This is a genomic window from Bifidobacterium margollesii (genome assembly GCF_002860355.1).
In the GTDB taxonomy this organism is placed as follows: domain Bacteria; phylum Actinomycetota; class Actinomycetes; order Actinomycetales; family Bifidobacteriaceae; genus Galliscardovia; species Galliscardovia margollesii.
This window is the reverse complement of sequence record NZ_NMWU01000055.1, coordinates 1-16,492: the sequence shown is the minus strand read 5'-3', so window position 1 is coordinate 16,492 and position 16,492 is coordinate 1. Positions and strand designations below refer to the sequence as shown.

The following is a 16,492-nucleotide window of genomic DNA, read 5'->3' as shown; positions in this document are numbered from 1 at the left end:
TGAGCTGTTCGGCGGCCTGTCGGATGGTCGGCTCGTCGGCCGGGGCGCCGGCCGTCCGGGCGGTCGTGCGGGTGATGTCGGTGAGCTCGTCGAGGGTCGCGGCGGGCGCCCAGCGGCCGTCGATGTAGGCCTCGGCGGCGTGCCCGGCGACGCGTTCGAGGCCCTGCGGGTCGGTGCGGGCGGTGAGGCGTGCGAGATCCGTGGCCTGCGTGGTCGGGGCGTCCCGTGCCGGTTCGAGGAGGGCGGCGAGGTGCCCATGGACGCTCTGCCATGGGTCCTGTCCGGCGTTCGGGTCGTCGGCCGCGTGGCGCGTCTTCCACTGGTCGCGGGAGCGTCTGATCGCGGTGCACAGTCTCCACGGGTCGGTGACGTCGAGCGTGGTCTGCGCCTCGCCGCGGCCCTTGAACAGGCGGACGCCGTCGCCGGGCTTGAAGCTGATGGTCACGTCGTTGCCGTTGAGCTTCTGGGCGGCGGCGTGCGGGTTGAGGAACGTGTCGAGGCTGTATCCGTCGAGACGGACGCCGTCGATCTCGGTGCCGGAGGGGATGTTGACGATGGCCTTCTGCCATTCGCGCCCGGTCCGGTCTCGGTGCGTGTAGGGGCGGACGAGCCGGTTGGGCAGGTTGACGCGGGGCCATCGTTCGGCTCGGGTCCGGGCCGGGCCGCGTCCGTCGTCTGCGGTCGGCGCGTCGGGTTTCGTCGGCTGGTTCATGTCGGGGCTCCTTTCGTTCATTTGCGGCCTCGGTGCGGGGTGTTGATGTCGGGGACGTTTCTGGCGTGCGTGGGGGCTCGGCGTTTGGATTCGGCGAGCTTGCGTTGGGCGCGGGTCTCGATCTCGCCGCGCAGCCGCTTCCTGACGTCGGCCTTCGCGTCCTCGACGGCCGTCCTGGTCTTCCCTTCGGTTTTCCCTGTTCGGGGGATCTCGGCGGTGACGGGTTCGGGCTCGCGTCCGCCGTTGCTCCCGGCGGTGCGCGCCGGGCGGTTCGCGTCCCGTGCGGCGTCGGCGGCGATGGTCTCGGCCCACGGGTCGGGGCCGTCCGCCTTGGACGGTTCCCGTTGCCCGGCCGTCTTTCCGACGGGTTCGGGTTCGTCCGCGTTCCTCCCTTCGGTCTTCCCGGTTTTGGGAATCTCGGCGGTGACGGGTTCGGGCTCGGGCCATCCGGGCTGGGGGTAGTCGGGGTTGACGCGGTCGCCGGTGAGCGGGTCGATGGCGGGTTCGTTCCTCGTCGCGGCGCGCCGTTCGGCGTCGGCGGCGACGGCTTCGGCCCATGGGTCAGGCCCGTCCGCCTTGGACGGTTCCCGTTGCCCGGCCGTCTTTCCGTCGGGTTCCGGTTCGCCGGCGTTCCTTCCTTCGGTTTTCCCGGTTTTGGGGATCTCGGCGGTGACGGGTTCGGGCTCGTCGGGCGTGGCCTGTTCCACGACGGGGATCTGTCTGGTATCGGCCGCGGGCTCGTCGGGCGTGGTCTCGGCGAGGGCGTTGTGGTCGAGGATGCCGACGCGTTCGAGGACGTGCTGGAGGTGGTCGATGCTCTTGCCTTCGAAGTGCAGGTACCACACGTCTCCGCGGGCCTTCTCGACGTGGAAGTCGATGCCGGCCTTCTTCAGTTCGCGGGTGATGCGCCGGGCGTCGTCGGGGCTGATCCGGGTGATCTTGACGCCCCCGTCGGCGGTGTGCTGCAGTTCGCGTTCGCTCAGCCGGCGGCCCTTGCGCCGGTTCTCCTTGGTCTGGGGATCCCGCTGGAAGGGCCATTTGGCGATCTGCACGAGCAGTCTGGCCAGCTGCAGCGCGCCCCGTCCGGTGAGTCGGATGGTCAGGCTCGCGGCCTGTTTGAGGAGCTGGCGCTCCTCCATTTCGATGGCTTCTCCGTCCATGGTGGTGTTCCTTTCCGTTGATGTCGGGTTGGTGGTGTTCCGGGTGGCGGTTACGTTCTGCGGCGTGTGCCGCGGCGCTCCTTTCCTCCGTCGTTCCGCTCGCGCAGTCGCCGCTGTTCGTCGCGCAGGGCCTTGAGGTCGAGGCTCAGGCGTTGGAGGCGTTCGGTGCGTTCGCGGATCTCGGGATCGGTGTCGATGGGCTCGTCGGGCGCGTCGTCCCCGTCGGTTTCGTGCCGGTCGGCGATGGCGACGAGCACGCCCTGGAGTTCGGCGCGCTCGGCGCGGATCTCGCGTTCGAGCCGGTCGATGGCGGTGTTCCAGTCGCCGGTCTCGCCTCCCCACCGGTTCGCGGCGATGAGGGCGCGGCCGGTGCGGTCGAGGTCGTCGAGTCTCCTGGCCTGCCATCGGTACCAGCGGCGTTGGGCGTCGCTGGCGCCGATGTCGGGGCGTATCGTGCGGGTTTCGAGTCCGGTCAGGTCGAGGTCGGGAGGCTCGAACCATGCGTACAGGCTTTCCGCCTCGACGGCCCTGATGTACCGGTCGCGCCGGTCGGTGATGATGCGTTCGGCGCCGCTGGCGAGGAACGCCATGTAGGTCTTGCCGTCGGTGATGCATTCGTCCTCGCGGATGGCGACGTGTTCGGCTCCCCTGGTGCCGGGCAGGCGGACGAGCATGGTGCCGTCGTCGCGCCGGCGGGCGATGAGCGAGCGGTTGAAGTTGATCTGGACGAGGGTGGTGCGGCCGATCCGGGCCATGATGTTGGTCATGTCGTAGGCCTGGCCGAGCCGGCTGTCGCGGCAGCGGAACCCGGTGTCGAGGCTTTCGAAGGTCAGGTGGCGGCCTCGGACGGTGACGGTGACGCCGTTCGCTTCGAGCTCGCGGCGGAACCCGTCGAAGTCGCGGGCGCGGCCGGCGGCCATGTCGATGCGGCGGCGCAGCTGGTCCTTGCTGCCGGCGCCGCGGGCGGCCGGGTAGAGTCCGGCCATGCCGCCGTGCGCGTACTTCGGATGGTCGGGATCGGTACGGATGACGTGCAGTCCCTCGCGCCGGGTGATCTCGTCGCTGATCTCCCGCCACTGCTTGAGGGTGCAGTTCCGGGGGTTCTTCGATGGGATGACGCGCATCTTCCGCCGGTCGACGTCGCTGGTCGAGCAGATGATGATGTGGTTGTGCAGGTGGTCCCTGTCGCCGTGCGTGGCGATGACGTACTTGTACTTGCCCTCGGTGATCCGGTCGGCGAACTCGCGGCCGAGCTCGTGGACGAGTTCGGGCGTGACCGGGTCGTCCGGGTCGAACGACTGGATGACGTGGTAGGCGAGCACGCCGTTCCGTCCGCGGCCTCCGACGGCCGCGTCGACGTCGGCGAGCATGATGTCCGCGACCCGTTCCGGGGCCGTTTTCCTGGTGAAGTTCGTGCTCACCCATGCGCCGTCGTCGGTCTTGTCGGGGTTGATGATGTAGCGGATCGCGCGCGGCAGGGTGCGGTGGATCTCGCCGATCTTGACGTAGGTCATGACGTGACTCCCTCCTCGTCGAGCCGCTTGCGGTAGTCGTCGCTCATGGCCTGGAACAGGTCCTCGATGCGCCGCTGCGCGTCCCGCACCTCGCGGATCCGCGCCTCGGAGACGGTGTGGTACGTGTTCGCCGTGCGGGCGATCTGGTTGACGTTGTTGCCGATCGCCGCGAGCTCGCCGCGGATGGCCGCGGGGTCGAACATGACCGTGAGACGGACGATCCGGCCGTCCGTGAGCATGCGCCGCGCCCAGTCGGAGAAGCGCGCGGACTCGCCGTGCAGGTCCGTGTATTTCCACGCCTGCCACCGCGCCTCGACCCGCCCCCACTCCTCCTCGGTGAACATGATCTTGCGGCAGACGTTGCGCCTGCGACCCTCCAGCCAGCCGCCCATCACGCCACCACCCCACTCGAAAACAAGCCGCAACCGGCCACGAACCAAGCCCGACCCGACCCCGCCACGGCCACGAAAACGACACCGAACCGGACCGGAAAACACGCCGGCCCGACCCCGAAACCAGCACGCCGACGACACTCGAACCGCCCCGCGACGACGCCCGCACGGCCACGAAAACGACGCCGCACCGACCCCGCGGGCCCGCGCCCGACGACACTCGAACACCGGGTTCCGCGCCCCGCGGAACCCACGGAGGCGCAGCCGACTACGGGGCCCGGGTCTCCCGGACAGCACTGCGCGCGAACGCGCGAAGTCGCATCCGTGGCCACGGATGCAATGCTGGCTGTCCCCTCTCTCCCCCGGTTTTCGGGCCTCCTCCCGAACCCGGTCTCCCCGCGCCTGCGGGTCCTTCCGGGAGTCCTTCGGGGACATGCCGTCGCATGGAGTACGGCGGGGCGGACGGGATCGTTTCGATTCATGGGTAGCCTCCTTTCACGACGTGATTGTCACGCCGATGCGGGTGGGGATTGTCCGCCCATCCGTACGCAACGAAAGGAGAAGTCCCATGGTGACGAAACCGAAGATGACCCGCAGGGCGATGCTCGCCCAGGACGGGTTCCGCAACCGGCTGGAGGAGCTGGACCGTCAGCGACGGTCGATCGACGCGCTTGCCGATGCGATGGCCGCGCTGCGCGCGGCCGAGCACGACGCGTGGTCGGCCGCCGGGAGCCTGACCGGCGACTGGGGGTATTCGCGCGACGAAGTCGCCCTGCTGGCCGGGCTCACCGCTCCCGAACGGCGGATCCTGTTCGGACCGGATCCGACCCCGTCCGACGGGGCGGACGACGGCGAGGGAGACGGAAGCGGCGACGGCGACGGGGCCGCGGTTCCGTCGACGTCGGATGCGGGCGGCGTCGACGCCGGATCCGATGGCTCGTGGTTCGCCGGCGACGGGGATCACGACTGAAACCCGTCCTCAGCTTCCCGCCGGATCCGATGATGATGGGATGACCCGGCGGGAAAGGACAGGGTCCGCGACGCCGAGGCGTCGCGGACCCTGAATGATCCCCAGTCCCGACGCGTGGTCTCGCGGACCTGAACATGAGATACACGGAATCCGGTCGCCTCCTCATGGAGTAGGGTTATCCGTAATGAACGGGACCGGAAAAGGAGGAGACGATGGCGAACATTCAACGATCTCATCTCGATAACGCTCCGCTGATCCGCACCGAGCTGAGGCTCCTATGGGGAGACGAAAAAAACACGGCCGTTATCAGTCACCTTGCTCTCAAGGAGCTCTTGTCCAAGGGAATACATGACGTGGAGTACGAGAGAACGGTTCTTTCCGATGACCCGGAGAGCGACTCGGACTCGTACCGTGCCTCATACTCGATCAACGACTCTCGGTATTCATGGCTCCTGCTGCACGGCGAGCTGCGACTGATCAGCGATGACACCTATCAGACCTGGAGCGGTTTCCGCTCCGAGTCGATGCGGATCGTCCGCGCGCTGAACGACATGATGCAAGCCCAGTCGGATCATATCCGACTGACCGTTCTTCGCTATGTGGATCGTTTCCGTCCCGATCACTTCGCGGGAGGCACGGCACGGTCTTTCCTCCGTGAGGATCTCGGACTGCCCATCGCGGCTCCCCGCCGAATCGGGGTCTTCCGCGATCCCGACGAAGTCGGATGCTTCTATGACTTCTCCCGCAGGATCAGGACCGATCTCGCCGTTGATCTGAACATAGGAGAAGCCGATCTGTTCGGATCCGGCCAGTCGGTCATCTGCGACGTTTCCGTCTACCGGCACGATATCGATGCATCCGCGGATCTGGCATCCGTCCTCGATGAGATTCATGGCGTCGCCGACAGCGTGTTCTTCGACCTCATCGAACCGATTCAGGACCGATTCCGTGGAGGAGAACTATCATGACAGACCTTCTGACCGTTCCCGCTGATCCGCTTCTCAGATCCGGCAGGGGATCGAACGGAACCATCCGTGCGATTCCGAGATCCCTCGCCGGCGCAAAGGTCCGAAATCGTGAATACTCCTCCATGGTCCGGAGCAAGGCATGGGACCGGATCGAGAAGACCCTGATCGACATCGGGCGACTCCCGGAGGACTTCGACGGGGACGGCGCCCTCAAACCATTCAGCCAGTCCGTCTCCAATGCGTTTCTTCTGGCGGGGTATCTCAGGGATTCCGGCCTCGACCTGACGGATCTGATGATCTGGCCCACCGACAACGGCACCGTCGAGTTCTCACTCCGCCGTGATCGGAACAACGAGTTGTCGTTCGAGACCGGCACGGACGGTATATCCGGACTGATATGCCTTTCGGGACGGGAACATTGGATCGATCCCCGATCTGGGAATGTGCGGACGGAGGTCATGCGTCTCGCTCATGAATACGCGTCCAGCCGCGTATGACGCCAAAAAGGTGGCTCTCTCATATGGAATCGCATGATCTTCCATTGACCATCGCGGATGGCGAGGTTGTGTTGCGCGTGCTGCGTGATCCGCAGGGCTTCTATTCCCGAAGGAGGAAGCATGTAGGCGAGCCGTTCCGTCGCGGGGACATCAGTCCCATGCAGCTGTTTCGCCCGCATAGGTCCGAGCATGATTCCTCGCTGATCCGACAGTCCATCGGAGCCGGTGGGGTCGCCCTTCATGCGAAGGACGTGCCGAATGCGATCGCTCTGGTTCCCTTCACGGCGGGCGACGCCCGTGCCATTCCGTATGACGATCGGCAGGCTCTGGATGTCGAGGACGATAGAAGCGTCTATCTGGGACATGCGAATCTCACTCTTCCCTGCATATCTCCGGAGGAGTTCCCCGAGCCCGGCAGGACCATGTCCGAGGGCCTGCGGAGAAAACTGAAATCCATCTACGATGATCTGTTCGACCGGTGCGGCGACGTCATCCCGCTCGACCGCCAGACACCGGCCGGCGAGGACGTTTGAATCAGATCGGGCTCCACGATGACGGCCGTTTCACGGCGTGGGGCGGATCCCGATGGGATCCGCCCCACGCGGGTCAGTCCCGTCCGAACGGGTTGGGTCCGACGGTGATGACGCATCGTCCCCTGAGTTCCAGGCCGAGGGGTTTGATCCACCGGCCCGCGTCCTCGGGCGAGTCGAAGGTCTGCTGGTCCAGCATGGGGATGATGTCGTTGCCGGTGAGGGTGAAGCACCACCGGCAGCTGATGGGCAGGTAGATGAGGTGCAGGTGGGCGTGGTCGTTCTTGGTCATGGGTGTCTCCTTTCGGTCGATGACGATTCGCCCACGGGCGCGCCGGGCGGCCGGGCGTCATGCCGGAACGCGCCGACCCCTTCGGGGCGGGCGCGGGCCGGTTGCGTCCGGTCGGCGGGCGTGCCATGGTGCGGTTCGCCATCGGTCGGGAGGAGGTGCTCATGCGACGGTCCGGCCGCCGGTGTCCTCCTCCGTCCGCGTGCCGTCCGTGACGGTTCCGCCTCCCGTGCGCGCCCGGGCGTCCTCGCGTCGCCGCATGGCGATGAGGTCGAGGCCGATGCGTTCGCCGATCATGAGGTTCGCGGCCTGGGCTGCGCCGTCGTCGCGGAACCATAGTTCCGGGCTGTCGGCCACGGCGCCGACGACGATGAGCGGGGCGCCGACGGGCAGCCCGCCGGACTCGGCGAGCCGGGCGACGGTGTCGGCCATGCTCCGGTAGCAGCGCACGATCGTCAGGGCGGGTTCGTCGAGCGTGACCCATTCGCCGGTGGCGGGGTCGCGGCGTCGGCGTCGGGTGAGCAGCCGCATGTCGCTCATGGCGGGCATGCCGTCGCGGGCGGGGAAGCATGCGGGCGGCGCGGCGAGGTTGCCCGATACGACGATGCCGCCGGTCAGCGCGCTCATGGCCTGTCCTCCTCCGTGGCTTCGAGTTCGTGGATCCGTCGTTCGAGCGCGTTGATCCGTTCGCTCTGCGCGGCGATCACGTCGATGAGGCCTCGGCCGGGGCCGGACTCGTCACGGGTCCGTCGTTTCGTCCCGTGGGCGGCCGGTCGGCGTGCGGCGGGACGGTTCCGCCATCGTGCGGCTGCCCGTTCGATGCGTTTGGCTCCGATGAGTTCGGGGCCGAGCCCGTGGTCGCGGAAGATCGCGGTCGGGGTTTCTCCGCGCGCGTACCGGTCGGTGAACTCGCGTTTGAACCAGGGCGCCCAGCGGATGCGGCCGGTCCGGCCGACGCGGATGATCTCGGGGCGTTCGGCCAGCATGAGCCGATCCCCTTCGGTCAGTGTCCTCGCCTGGTTCATGGCATCTCCCTTCCGGGCCTGCCGCAGGGTTCGACGCCGTACCGGTTCTCGATGATCTGGCCGAGCGCGGCGGCGGCGATCATGATCCCGGCGAGAACGTCGGGGTCCCCTGCCGGCAGGGCGAGGAGGTACGACCTGTTCTCGCCGATGTCGAGGGCGGCGATGCAGCCTTCTGGTTCGGGGATGCTCCCGTCGCCGAGCGGTCTGAGCCAGGCGTTGGGAGGCAGGATCGTCGGGTCCGGCGCGTCCCGCCCGCATGTCTCGTCGAGCTCGTCGGCTAGGTCGTCGGCGATGTGGGTGAGCCCGTGGGCGATGCGGCGGGCGACGGGCGCGGCCCATGGTTCGATCATGCAGTCCGCTCCGACGAGCAGGGGCCCGTCCCCGGCCGGCCGGCGGAAGCGGACCGTGGCCAGGGCGCGGATGGCCTCGTCGCCTCTGGGCGCCCGCTCGTCGATTCGGATGCCTATCCAGTAGTGTCCCTTCATTATGCGGTCTCCCCTCGCGCGGCGCGGCGCATCCGGTCGAGCAGCATGTCGCGTTTCCTGCGGTCGTTGACGGTGCGGTTCCATGCGGCGGTCGCGGCGGCGAGGATTCCGTCCCGTCCGTCGCGTTTCCGGATGCGTCCCCGTCCGCGGCGCGGGACGCATCCCATGATCAGGTCGATGCCGCAGGCGGGGCAGATGAAGTGCAGTCCGGTGGACGTGTCGTCGAGGAGCGGGGAAGCTCCCCACCGGTGGATGATCGTCCCTCCGCATGCGGGGCATGGCGCGGGTCTGCGGTGGCGGGGCGAGGTTCGCGGGCTCATGGCCGGCCTCCCTTGTCCGTGGCGCCGTTCGCGTCGTCTCCCGTGACGATCAGGGCGAGGTAGTCGTCGAGTCTCATGCCCCGCCCGTCGGCCCGCTCGGCGAGCCTGCGGACGAGCCGGGCGGGCAGGGACAGGGTGACCCATACGCTCTCCTCCTCCGGGTCCGTGGCGCGGGCGTTCGCGTCGTCGTTCATGTCGGTCTCCTTTCCTTGGGTCAGAATTCGGGGTCGGTGGTCCAGCCGTCGACGGTCTCGTCGTCGGCCTCCCAGCGGCGGGCGGTGTCCGCGTCGGGACGTGCCTGGGCCGGTCCGGCCGGGGCGGGCGCGGCGGTGCGGGCTCTGGCGGCCTCGGCGCGCGCCTGGCGGATGAGGTCGATGCCGATGGTGTCGATGATGACGACGGGGTCGGCGTGCACCGTGCCCTGCCGGTCGGTCCATGTCTCGGGCGCGTCGGGATGTCCGGTGGCAACGACGGGCGTGCCCTTGGCGAGCCGTCCGTCGGCGGCGAGCCGGCCTATGAGGTCGGCCGTCGGGCCGAACGCCTTGAGGGTGACGGCCAGCGTGACGCCGGTGTCCTCCCACCGTCGGGTCTCGGGGTTGCGGCGGCGTTCGGATTTGAGCAGGCGGATCGCGGCGAAGCTGCGGCGCCGGTCGTCGCCTGCCTTGTAGACGGGTTCGCGTCCGATGTTGCCGTCGGCGCGCAGCGTGGGAGTGGTGATGTCGGTCATGATCGTGGTTCCTTTCGGTTGGTGTCGGTTGGTTTGGGTTCGGGTCACCAGTTGGGCCATGGGTAGATGGTCCAGCCGACGACGACGTGGTCCTGGTCGGGGATGCGCAGTCCGTCGCGGTCGATGCCGATGCGGTCGAGGGTCTCGCCGATGAGGCGGGTGTGACGGCATCGGGTCTGCCACATGATGGCGGTGCTGTTGCGCAGGCGGACGGTGTCGGCGGGGTCGAGCTCGCGGTCGAGCAGGTCGCGAAGCCGGGTGGCCTGGTCGAGGGTGAGGGGCAGTCGGGTGGTGAGGTGCCGGTCCGTGGCCCATCCGGTGTCGGTGTCGAGGTCGCCGGGCACGGTGATGTCGATGGTGAGGTTCATGGTGGGTCGTTCGCTCATCGTCGATCGTTCTCCTTCCGGTTGTGGCCGGCGGGGTCGATGGCGAGTCGGAGGCGCCCGTGGTCGCGCGCGTCGATGAGGATGAGTGGTGCGTCGAGGATCCAGTCGGGGACGCATGGCAGGTCCTCCTCGTAGACGCTGCCGATGCGGTCGCCTTCGACGCCCTGGGGGCGGTCGAGGACGATGTCGATGGGCGTGCCGTGCAGGGTGAGTCCGGCGTCGAGCATGCGGCGGATGGTGATGGTGGTCATGATGGTTCCTTTCGGTCGGTGCTGGTTCGATTGTGTGCCGGTCGGGGGCGGGGTCGTCCGCCCCCTCGTACGCTTCATGCGGCCGCCCGCGTGATGCGGGTCGGCTTTCGGTTCGTTCGCTCAGGCGGTGGTCCGCCTGTCGTTGTTGAGCAGGTCGATGAGCTGTCGTCGGGCGTTGCCGTCGGCTGGCCGGTCGAGCAGGTCGGCGCTGATGGTGTCGTAGCCGATGCCGGTCGGCCAGTACAGCCAGCGGCGGCATGGCGTCATGGGGTCGGTCGCGATGACGGCGCTCCTGACGTGGTTGACGATGTCGCGGCGGCTGCCGTACCATTCGCCGAGGGCGTCGTACAGGAGTCCGTCCGCGTCGATCCGGTTGATGACGTAGATGTCGGTCAGGTCGGCCTCGTCGGCCTGCTCATCGGTGAGGGGTCCGTCCGGGTCGTATCCGGCCTCCCTGATCTGCAGTCGGCGGTAGACGTCCCACCGGTGGTCGTATTCGAGGGCGTGGTCCGAGTCGCATGGCACGCCGAGGAACTCCCCCGCGTCGAAGCTCTGGATCTCGCTGTAGATGCCGTCGTTGAATCGCATGTCGTGTCTCCTTGGCTGGGTCCCGTGGATTTTTTCTTTTCGACCTTTCGGTCAAGCGTCAGCGTTAGCCGTCTGCCGGCCCGCGAGCACGCCGAAGGGTCTTCGAAGTGCGTGGCGCGGGGTGGCTGGCGGTTATGATCGGTTCGCCGTCAGGCGAAGGGTCGAAAAGAACGAAAGCCGTTCGGACGGCTTTCCTCGATGGCGGCGCGCCCCTTTGGGGCGTGCTCCCCGTTCCGCGGGCGCCGCGGGCGCCGGCGTCGGACGGGCCTGCCGCGGCGGGCCCGTCCCCCGGTGGGGTCGCGGGGAGGGTCTCGTCCCTCCCGCGTCCGGTCCGCGGGCTCGATGCCCGTGGGACCGGTCGGCATCGCCCTGGCCGATGCGCGGCGGCGAGCCGGAACCCCGTGGGGTTCCGCGAGCCGCCGCACGGGGCGCGTGCGGGCCGTGCCTGGTCCGGAGGCCGGGTCCTCCGACGTTCCCGACCTCGCGGCCTGCCGCGTGCAGGCGTGCGTCACCAGTTGCTTCGGTCGGCCCGGAAGCCCCTGGCGATGGCGTTCTCGACGGCCTGCCAGCGGGTGTCCCCTCGCGCGTAGGCCCGTCCAAGCCGGTCGGACGCGTGACCATAGCCGGCGCCGGAGTCGGAGTTGACGAACCAGCATCGGGTGTATTCCACCGTGGAGAAGCCGATGCCGTTTTCGTCCCGTTCGATGACGGAATGGGGGATTTCGATTTTTTCGACGGCCCGGGCGGCCGCCATCACGTCCTGGATCGGAACGTGATGCTCCTTGGCGATGTCATGCCAGGTCCTCATCGATCGCGTCCTTCCGCTTCGTCGATGTATTCCTCGACCTTTTCCTCGTGGAAGGGTTTCGCGCCCCTGACGTATCCGGGCGCCCATCCGACGATGATCCGGCCTCGGCCTTCGGCGATGACGGCGACGGGGTGCCCGTGCCATTCCCCGAATCCGATGGTCTCGCGGTAGGCGTCGCGTCCCGCGAGGTTCATGGCCGGGTTGTTCCCGTCCTCGTCGAGATGGCAGTTGATGATTCGCATGATGTTCTCCTTCGTGGTGAATGCTCCGAATGGGGCTCCCATGGTCTCGGTGGCGTCCCGATCCATGGGAGCGTATGGGTTTCAGTGGCCGCGGTGGTCGGTGATGACGACGTGTCCTCCGCTGACCGCCATCAGCAGGTGGTCTTCCAGACCGATGGTGAAGTGGAAGTCCACGTCCCTGACAAGGAACCGAACCTTCCTGACGGCCCGGATGTCCTCAAGGCGCAGCTCGGGGAGCCTGTCGTATTCGTCCTCTTCCAGCTGGCTCCTGTCGGCGATGTAGAGGACGTCCTTGCGGATGCCGACGTAGCATTCGCGGTCTATGCGGTAGCCGAGCCTGATGCCGGGCCCGGCCATGATTCTGATGATGGTGGAGTCAGGAGTGAGTCTCCAGCACCGGCATTCGTCGGGGTTGATGTACGGCGTGGCGGATTCGATGGCTGCTTGGTCGTTCATGACGAGGTTTCCTTTCGTGTCGGGGTGCCGCGCCGCCACGGGCGGCGCGGCCGGTTCTGCGTCTCAGGCGGCGGGTCGGATGTCGAGCATCCGGCGGGCGGTTTCGGTCCAGTCCTCCTGCTGGTCGAGGTAGACTCCGCCGATGGAGTCGATGGGTTCCCATTCGGTGCGGACGCGGCCGTCGTCGGAGGTCCATGTGACGGCCTTGAGCAGTTCGATCCGGTAGACGTCGCCGCGCCACCATGAGGTCAGCTCTCCCCGGGCGAATGGTTCGGCCGGGCAGTACCGCTTGGGGTCGGTGGCGACGACCAGACGGATCCAGTCGCTTTGGGATGGGCCTTCGAGGTCGATGACGGTGCTGGTCCAGCCGCGGCGCTCGTAGTGGCGTTCCAGCGCGGTTTCGAGCGCGTCGCCCTCGTTGTGCGCGGTGATCGCGTCGATCAACGGGTCGGTGCGGTCGTGTCGCGTCCATGCGGCGGGGTCGATGCTCCGGGCATGGCCGGTGACGGTGGATTCGAGGGCGTCGCCGGGCCAGTCGAGGGGGTTGTCGGCGTCGGGGTCGCCGAGCAGCCGGATGGCGTGGGTGTCGTCGATGATGGCGATGCTCTTGAGGTCGGTCATGATGTCGTGTCTCCTTGGTGGTTGGGGATCGTGGTCCCGTGGATTTTTTCTTTTCGACCTTTCGGTCAAGCGTCAGCGCTGGCCGTCGCGCGGGCCGCGAGCACGCCGAAGCCTTGGCTTCGGGCCGCGTGGCGCGGGTCGCGGGGCGGTTATGATCGGTTCGCCGTCAGGCGAAGGGTCGAAAAGGAAATCCCGTTGGGGCGGCCGGGCTTTTGGCCCGGCTCCCTGGGAGCCCCTTGGGGCGACGGTCGGTCGCGCATTGCGGCCGTGTGAGGGTTGGCGCGCCCTTGGGCGTGCTCCTTGTTCCACGGGCGCCGCGGGCGGCCGTGTCGGACGGGCCGGCCGTGGCGGGCCCGTCCCCCGGTGGGGTCGCGGGGAGGGTCTCGTCCTTCCCGCGTCCGGTCCGCGGGCTCGATGCCCGTGGGATCGGTCGGCATCGCCCTGGTCGATGCGCGGCGGGCGGCCGGGAGTCTTCTTCCGGCCGTGTACGCGCGGGGTGTCAGTGCCGTGGTGCGGTTTCCTCGGCGCTGTAGGTGAACGCGCCGTCGGTGAACGTGTCCACGGTCACGGTGCGGCCGTGTCGGATGCGTTCGACGGTTCGGCGTGCGCGGCGGCGGGTGATGGTGACGGGCCTGCCGGTGAGGGGGCTGGTTTCGTGGACGGAGTATCGGATGGTCTTCGGGGTCACTCCGGTGATGTGGATGACGGGCCCGTATGGGGTTTGGATGCGGTCGCCTTCGTGGAATTCGATCGTGGTCGGCTCGTTTTTTCCGGGGTCGATGGCGAGCAGTTCGGTGAGGGTGGCGGCGTGGTGGCTGGTCATGCCTTCCGGGTTCGGTTCGTCGGCGGCGGTGACGACACGGCGGAAGCCGAGTGCCCGTGCCTTGGCGAGGCGGTCCCGGTCGCCGGGGTCGGCCGTGATCCGGCCGTCGGGGCCGAGCAGGCCGATGATGGGGGTGCCGGCGTAGCGGTCCGTGCGTCCTTGGATGGCGGCGGCGACGGCCGTGGCGATGGAGGCGGCGACCTCGTCGGGGTTCTTGGGCGCGGTGGCCGGGCTGAGGTTGACGGTGATCCGGCATGCGGGCCATGTCAGTCCGGCTGATTCAACCGCGGTCTGTATGGCCCATCGCAGGTCGGACCGGCTGACGTCGCTCAGACCGGTGATGGAGAAGTAGGGCAGTCCGGGCGTGAGGTAGGCCTCGACTCCGATGATGTTGCCGTTGCTGATGGCGATGGCGGTGGACACGTCGTGCATGGTGGTTCTCCTTTCGTGGGGATCGTGGTCCCGTGGATTTTTTCTTTTCGACCTTTCGGTCAAGCGTCAGCGCTGGCCGCGGTCCGGCCCGCGAGCACGCCGAAGGGCCGGAGGCTCTTCGAGGTGCGTGGCGCGGGGTGGACGGCGGTTATGATCGGTTCGCCGTCAGGCGAAGGGTCGAAAAGAACGAAAGCCGTTCGGGCGGCTTTCCTCGGTGGCGGCGCGCCCCTTCGGGGCGTGCTCCCCGTTCCGCGGGCGCCGCGGGCGGCCGTGTCGGACGGGCCGGCCGTGGCGGGCCCGTCCCCCGGTGGGGTCGCGGGGAGGGTCTCGCCCTTCCCGCGTCCGGTCCGCGGCCTCGATGCCCGTGGGACCGGTCGGCATCGCCCTGGTCGATGCGCGGCGGCGAGCCGGGACCCAGTGGGGTTCCGCGAGCCGCCGCACGGGGCGCGCGGGCCGGCGGCGATGGTGTGTCGCGGCCCGCGCACGGTCTATCGGCCGATGGTTCGGCGTCTAGTAGAGGATTCTGATTTCGAGGATCGCGGTCTCGTATCCTTCGGGTGCTTTGGGCGCGTATCCCTCGTATTCGGTTCCCTTGAGGTCGTTGGCGAGGTCGGTGAGCGTGCCGGCGTAATAGTAGGTGTCCTCGTCTCCACCCTCGTCGTGACCCTCGTAGCGTTCGGACTCTTCGATGATCCGGCGGAACTGATTACCGGACTTGTCCGTGTAGGTGGGGTACAGATAGGTATAGGGGACGGTCTCGAACCACCAGCCGTGCCCGCCGGCTGTGGAATCGTCGTTGTGGATTTCGATGCGGATGCTGATGCTCATGGTTTTCCTTTCGTGATGGTCGGGGTCGCCGTGTCGGTCATGTCGTGTCTCCTTGTGGTTGTGGTTGGGTTCCGCGAGCCGCCGCACGGGGCGCTCGGGCCGGCGGAGGTGGTGTGCCGGGGCCCGTGGATGGTCTATCGTCCGGCTTGGCCGGTGATCCGTCGGGCGGCGCGGGGGTGGGTCGCGGCGGCGTTTCGGGTTTTGCGGGCGATGGTTCCGCGTGCTCGTTCGATTGCGTGGCGGGTCGCGGTCACGGCCACGGCGGCGGCGAGGATGATGGCGGTGGCGATCATGTCGGCGTGGTCGATGAGGTATTCGAGGGCGATGACGGCTGTGCCGAACGCGCCGAATACGGTGAGGCAGATGGAGGTGAGGAGGAGTATCTCGAACATCGGTGTTCCTTTCGTGCGGGTCGGGGTGCCGGGCCGCGGGGTGCGCGGCCCGGCCGGGTTAGGTCAGGCGGCCTGTGGTCCGATGCCGTGTTCGGCGGCGGCGAGGACGAGGACGGCGAGCCTGATGTCGGGGTCGATGGCGAGGGCCACGAGCGCGTCGGAGGCCGCGGTGGACGGGTCGCCGAGGGCGAACCATTCGAGGCAGGCGCGCATGGCGAGGGCGGGGGCCTTGGCGTTGGCGCGGCGGCCGATTCTGCTGATGAGGCGGATGGCGCGGCGGGCGCGGTCGGTGTCGGCGGTGCCGTGGCGCCACGCGCCGATGATGGCGTCCTTGGTGAGGCGGGCGTTGCCGGGCGTGTGCGGGTGGCGGGCCATGTCGGCGGCCTCCTGGGCGTTGATGTCGGGATCGATGGCGGTGACGAGGATCGCGTCGCGGACGTGCTTGCCGCCGGCGGCGAGGTCTTGGGCGATGGCGAGGAGGATGGTTTCGTCGATGTCGTCGGGGTTGAGGTCGCCGTTGATGGCGCGGGTGATGTCGTCCCATGCGGTGTCGTCGATGGTGGTGGTTCGGGTGGCGGTGAGGGTGGTCATGTCGTGTCTCCTTGGTGGTTGGGGATCGCAGGTCCCGTGGATTTTTTCTTTTCGACCTTTCGGTCAAGCGTCAGCGTTAGCCGTCGGCCGGCCCGCGAGCACGCCGAAGGGCCGGAGGCTCTTCGAGGTGCGTGGCGCGGGGTGGCTGGCGGTTATGATCGGTTCGCCGTCAGGCGAAGGGTCGAAAAGGAAATCGTTTCGGGGCGGCCGGGCTTTCGGCCCGGCTCCCTGGGAGCCCCTTGGGGCGACGGTCGGCCGCGCATTGCGGCCGTGGTAGGGTTGGCGCGCCTCTTCGGGGCGCGCTCCCCGTTCCGCGGGCCCCTGGGGCCCGGTTGCGCGCGGGCGTGCCGGCGGGCCGTCATGTCAACGTGCGACGGGCGGCCCCTTTGGGGCGCGTGCGGCGCGGGTTGACGTGTCCGGCCGCGGTCCGCCGGCATGGGCGCGTGGCGGTGTGGTCCGGAGCCGCCCCTCTGGGGCGTGCGGAG

General features: G+C 68.4%; 25 protein-coding genes and 1 pseudogene. 4 read left to right on the top strand and 22 right to left on the bottom strand.

Annotation, left to right across the window (positions count from 1 at the left end; translation table 11 throughout):
- The 4 genes and pseudogenes from Uis1B_RS11430 to Uis1B_RS12110 form a co-directional block, all read right to left on the bottom strand.
- Positions 1 to 712 (bottom strand): annotated as a pseudogene (locus Uis1B_RS11430) (hypothetical protein); the annotation flags it as partial.
- A gap of 17 nt (positions 713 to 729) precedes the next feature.
- Positions 730 to 1,872 (bottom strand): DUF3801 domain-containing protein, encoded by a 1,143-nt coding sequence (locus Uis1B_RS11425; RefSeq protein ID WP_165782880.1) that lies wholly within the window; start codon positions 1,870 to 1,872, stop codon positions 730 to 732.
- Positions 1,873 to 1,922: 50 nt separating this feature from the next.
- Positions 1,923 to 3,386: a relaxase/mobilization nuclease domain-containing protein gene (locus tag Uis1B_RS11420; RefSeq protein ID WP_101618367.1), complete on the bottom strand. Its 1,464-nt coding sequence runs from the start codon at positions 3,384 to 3,386 to the stop codon at positions 1,923 to 1,925.
- On the bottom strand, positions 3,383 to 3,811 hold the full coding sequence (locus Uis1B_RS12110) for a MobC family plasmid mobilization relaxosome protein (RefSeq protein WP_165782879.1): 429 nt from the start codon (positions 3,809 to 3,811) through the stop codon (positions 3,383 to 3,385). Before Uis1B_RS12110 ends, Uis1B_RS11420 begins: the two co-directional genes overlap by 4 nt.
- A 535-nt stretch (positions 3,812 to 4,346) precedes the next feature.
- Here Uis1B_RS12110 and Uis1B_RS11410 point away from each other — a divergent pair.
- From Uis1B_RS11410 to Uis1B_RS11395, 4 genes are all read left to right on the top strand, one after another.
- Positions 4,347 to 4,748: a hypothetical protein gene (locus tag Uis1B_RS11410; protein WP_101618365.1), complete on the top strand. Its 402-nt coding sequence runs from the start codon at positions 4,347 to 4,349 to the stop codon at positions 4,746 to 4,748.
- A gap of 212 nt (positions 4,749 to 4,960) precedes the next feature.
- Complete coding sequence (locus Uis1B_RS11405) at positions 4,961 to 5,716, top strand: TIGR04255 family protein (RefSeq protein ID WP_101618364.1); 756 nt, start codon at positions 4,961 to 4,963, stop codon at positions 5,714 to 5,716.
- Positions 5,713 to 6,213 (top strand): hypothetical protein, encoded by a 501-nt coding sequence (locus Uis1B_RS11400; RefSeq protein WP_101618363.1) that lies wholly within the window; start codon positions 5,713 to 5,715, stop codon positions 6,211 to 6,213. The genes Uis1B_RS11405 and Uis1B_RS11400 overlap by 4 nt, the downstream gene beginning before the upstream one ends.
- Positions 6,214 to 6,236: 23 nt before the next feature.
- Positions 6,237 to 6,746, top strand: coding sequence for a hypothetical protein (locus tag Uis1B_RS11395; RefSeq protein ID WP_101618362.1), 510 nt, complete (start codon positions 6,237 to 6,239; stop codon positions 6,744 to 6,746).
- Positions 6,747 to 6,819: 73 nt separating this feature from the next.
- On the opposite strand, the gene Uis1B_RS11390 is transcribed toward Uis1B_RS11395, so the two are convergent.
- From Uis1B_RS11390 to Uis1B_RS11305, 18 genes are all read right to left on the bottom strand, one after another.
- On the bottom strand, positions 6,820 to 7,035 hold the full coding sequence (locus tag Uis1B_RS11390; RefSeq protein WP_101618361.1) for a hypothetical protein: 216 nt from the start codon (positions 7,033 to 7,035) through the stop codon (positions 6,820 to 6,822).
- 159 nt (positions 7,036 to 7,194) lie between these two features.
- Complete coding sequence (locus Uis1B_RS11385; protein ID WP_101618360.1) at positions 7,195 to 7,659, bottom strand: hypothetical protein; 465 nt, start codon at positions 7,657 to 7,659, stop codon at positions 7,195 to 7,197.
- Positions 7,656 to 8,057 (bottom strand): hypothetical protein, encoded by a 402-nt coding sequence (locus Uis1B_RS11380; RefSeq protein ID WP_101618359.1) that lies wholly within the window; start codon positions 8,055 to 8,057, stop codon positions 7,656 to 7,658. Before Uis1B_RS11380 ends, Uis1B_RS11385 begins: the two co-directional genes overlap by 4 nt.
- The gene (locus Uis1B_RS11375; protein ID WP_133124940.1) at positions 8,054 to 8,407 is read right to left on the bottom strand and encodes a hypothetical protein; all 354 of its coding nucleotides are present in this window, start codon (positions 8,405 to 8,407) and stop codon (positions 8,054 to 8,056) included. Before Uis1B_RS11375 ends, Uis1B_RS11380 begins: the two co-directional genes overlap by 4 nt.
- A 134-nt stretch (positions 8,408 to 8,541) precedes the next feature.
- The gene (locus Uis1B_RS11370) at positions 8,542 to 8,862 is read right to left on the bottom strand and encodes a hypothetical protein (protein ID WP_101618357.1); all 321 of its coding nucleotides are present in this window, start codon (positions 8,860 to 8,862) and stop codon (positions 8,542 to 8,544) included.
- A complete protein-coding gene (locus tag Uis1B_RS11365; protein WP_101618356.1) occupies positions 8,859 to 9,056 on the bottom strand; it encodes a hypothetical protein in 198 nt (65 codons plus the stop codon). The genes Uis1B_RS11370 and Uis1B_RS11365 overlap by 4 nt, the downstream gene beginning before the upstream one ends.
- A 20-nt stretch (positions 9,057 to 9,076) precedes the next feature.
- The gene (locus Uis1B_RS11360) at positions 9,077 to 9,637 is read right to left on the bottom strand and encodes a single-stranded DNA-binding protein (protein ID WP_133124939.1); all 561 of its coding nucleotides are present in this window, start codon (positions 9,635 to 9,637) and stop codon (positions 9,077 to 9,079) included.
- On the bottom strand, positions 9,634 to 9,975 hold the full coding sequence (locus Uis1B_RS11355; RefSeq protein ID WP_101618354.1) for a hypothetical protein: 342 nt from the start codon (positions 9,973 to 9,975) through the stop codon (positions 9,634 to 9,636). The genes Uis1B_RS11360 and Uis1B_RS11355 overlap by 4 nt, the downstream gene beginning before the upstream one ends.
- Positions 9,972 to 10,226, bottom strand: coding sequence for a hypothetical protein (locus Uis1B_RS11350; RefSeq protein ID WP_101618353.1), 255 nt, complete (start codon positions 10,224 to 10,226; stop codon positions 9,972 to 9,974). The genes Uis1B_RS11355 and Uis1B_RS11350 overlap by 4 nt, the downstream gene beginning before the upstream one ends.
- Positions 10,227 to 10,346: 120 nt before the next feature.
- A complete protein-coding gene (locus Uis1B_RS11345; RefSeq protein WP_101618352.1) occupies positions 10,347 to 10,814 on the bottom strand; it encodes a hypothetical protein in 468 nt (155 codons plus the stop codon).
- A 508-nt stretch (positions 10,815 to 11,322) separates the two neighbouring features.
- A complete protein-coding gene (locus Uis1B_RS11340) occupies positions 11,323 to 11,622 on the bottom strand; it encodes a hypothetical protein (RefSeq protein WP_101618351.1) in 300 nt (99 codons plus the stop codon).
- Positions 11,619 to 11,864: a hypothetical protein gene (locus Uis1B_RS11335; RefSeq protein WP_165782878.1), complete on the bottom strand. Its 246-nt coding sequence runs from the start codon at positions 11,862 to 11,864 to the stop codon at positions 11,619 to 11,621. Before Uis1B_RS11335 ends, Uis1B_RS11340 begins: the two co-directional genes overlap by 4 nt.
- A gap of 81 nt (positions 11,865 to 11,945) precedes the next feature.
- The gene (locus Uis1B_RS11330) at positions 11,946 to 12,320 is read right to left on the bottom strand and encodes a hypothetical protein (protein ID WP_101618349.1); all 375 of its coding nucleotides are present in this window, start codon (positions 12,318 to 12,320) and stop codon (positions 11,946 to 11,948) included.
- A gap of 63 nt (positions 12,321 to 12,383) precedes the next feature.
- Positions 12,384 to 12,941, bottom strand: coding sequence for a hypothetical protein (locus tag Uis1B_RS11325; protein WP_101618348.1), 558 nt, complete (start codon positions 12,939 to 12,941; stop codon positions 12,384 to 12,386).
- A gap of 499 nt (positions 12,942 to 13,440) precedes the next feature.
- Positions 13,441 to 14,196 (bottom strand): magnesium chelatase domain-containing protein, encoded by a 756-nt coding sequence (locus tag Uis1B_RS11320; RefSeq protein ID WP_101618347.1) that lies wholly within the window; start codon positions 14,194 to 14,196, stop codon positions 13,441 to 13,443.
- A 510-nt stretch (positions 14,197 to 14,706) separates the two neighbouring features.
- Positions 14,707 to 15,024, bottom strand: a complete 318-nt coding sequence (locus Uis1B_RS11315; protein ID WP_101618346.1) for a hypothetical protein — start codon at positions 15,022 to 15,024, stop codon at positions 14,707 to 14,709.
- A gap of 134 nt (positions 15,025 to 15,158) precedes the next feature.
- On the bottom strand, positions 15,159 to 15,416 hold the full coding sequence (locus Uis1B_RS11310) for a hypothetical protein (protein WP_101618345.1): 258 nt from the start codon (positions 15,414 to 15,416) through the stop codon (positions 15,159 to 15,161).
- A gap of 63 nt (positions 15,417 to 15,479) precedes the next feature.
- Positions 15,480 to 16,007, bottom strand: coding sequence for a hypothetical protein (locus Uis1B_RS11305; RefSeq protein ID WP_101618344.1), 528 nt, complete (start codon positions 16,005 to 16,007; stop codon positions 15,480 to 15,482).
- Positions 16,008 to 16,492 lie beyond the last annotated feature (485 nt).

Bases quoted from the DNA above. Each gene is read 5' to 3' on its own strand.
- Uis1B_RS11425 (WP_165782880.1), bottom strand. From the start codon at position 1,872: ATGGACGGAGAAGCCATCGAAATGGAGGAGCGCCAGCTCCTCAAACAG.
- Uis1B_RS11420 (WP_101618367.1), bottom strand. From the start codon at position 3,386: ATGACCTACGTCAAGATCGGCGAGATCCACCGCACCCTGCCGCGCGCG.
- Uis1B_RS11410 (WP_101618365.1), top strand. From the start codon at position 4,347: ATGGTGACGAAACCGAAGATGACCCGCAGGGCGATGCTCGCCCAGGAC.
- Uis1B_RS11405 (WP_101618364.1), top strand. From the start codon at position 4,961: ATGGCGAACATTCAACGATCTCATCTCGATAACGCTCCGCTGATCCGC.
- Uis1B_RS11400 (WP_101618363.1), top strand. From the start codon at position 5,713: ATGACAGACCTTCTGACCGTTCCCGCTGATCCGCTTCTCAGATCCGGC.
- Uis1B_RS11395 (WP_101618362.1), top strand. From the start codon at position 6,237: ATGGAATCGCATGATCTTCCATTGACCATCGCGGATGGCGAGGTTGTG.
- Uis1B_RS11390 (WP_101618361.1), bottom strand. From the start codon at position 7,035: ATGACCAAGAACGACCACGCCCACCTGCACCTCATCTACCTGCCCATC.
- Uis1B_RS11385 (WP_101618360.1), bottom strand. From the start codon at position 7,659: ATGAGCGCGCTGACCGGCGGCATCGTCGTATCGGGCAACCTCGCCGCG.
- Uis1B_RS11380 (WP_101618359.1), bottom strand. From the start codon at position 8,057: ATGAACCAGGCGAGGACACTGACCGAAGGGGATCGGCTCATGCTGGCC.
- Uis1B_RS11375 (WP_133124940.1), bottom strand. From the start codon at position 8,407: ATGATCGAACCATGGGCCGCGCCCGTCGCCCGCCGCATCGCCCACGGG.
- Uis1B_RS11370 (WP_101618357.1), bottom strand. From the start codon at position 8,862: ATGAGCCCGCGAACCTCGCCCCGCCACCGCAGACCCGCGCCATGCCCC.
- Uis1B_RS11365 (WP_101618356.1), bottom strand. From the start codon at position 9,056: ATGAACGACGACGCGAACGCCCGCGCCACGGACCCGGAGGAGGAGAGC.
- Uis1B_RS11355 (WP_101618354.1), bottom strand. From the start codon at position 9,975: ATGAGCGAACGACCCACCATGAACCTCACCATCGACATCACCGTGCCC.
- Uis1B_RS11350 (WP_101618353.1), bottom strand. From the start codon at position 10,226: ATGACCACCATCACCATCCGCCGCATGCTCGACGCCGGACTCACCCTG.
- Uis1B_RS11345 (WP_101618352.1), bottom strand. From the start codon at position 10,814: ATGCGATTCAACGACGGCATCTACAGCGAGATCCAGAGCTTCGACGCG.
- Uis1B_RS11340 (WP_101618351.1), bottom strand. From the start codon at position 11,622: ATGAGGACCTGGCATGACATCGCCAAGGAGCATCACGTTCCGATCCAG.
- Uis1B_RS11335 (WP_165782878.1), bottom strand. From the start codon at position 11,864: ATGCGAATCATCAACTGCCATCTCGACGAGGACGGGAACAACCCGGCC.
- Uis1B_RS11330 (WP_101618349.1), bottom strand. From the start codon at position 12,320: ATGAACGACCAAGCAGCCATCGAATCCGCCACGCCGTACATCAACCCC.
- Uis1B_RS11325 (WP_101618348.1), bottom strand. From the start codon at position 12,941: ATGACCGACCTCAAGAGCATCGCCATCATCGACGACACCCACGCCATC.
- Uis1B_RS11320 (WP_101618347.1), bottom strand. From the start codon at position 14,196: ATGCACGACGTGTCCACCGCCATCGCCATCAGCAACGGCAACATCATC.
- Uis1B_RS11315 (WP_101618346.1), bottom strand. From the start codon at position 15,024: ATGAGCATCAGCATCCGCATCGAAATCCACAACGACGATTCCACAGCC.
- Uis1B_RS11310 (WP_101618345.1), bottom strand. From the start codon at position 15,416: ATGTTCGAGATACTCCTCCTCACCTCCATCTGCCTCACCGTATTCGGC.
- Uis1B_RS11305 (WP_101618344.1), bottom strand. From the start codon at position 16,007: ATGACCACCCTCACCGCCACCCGAACCACCACCATCGACGACACCGCA.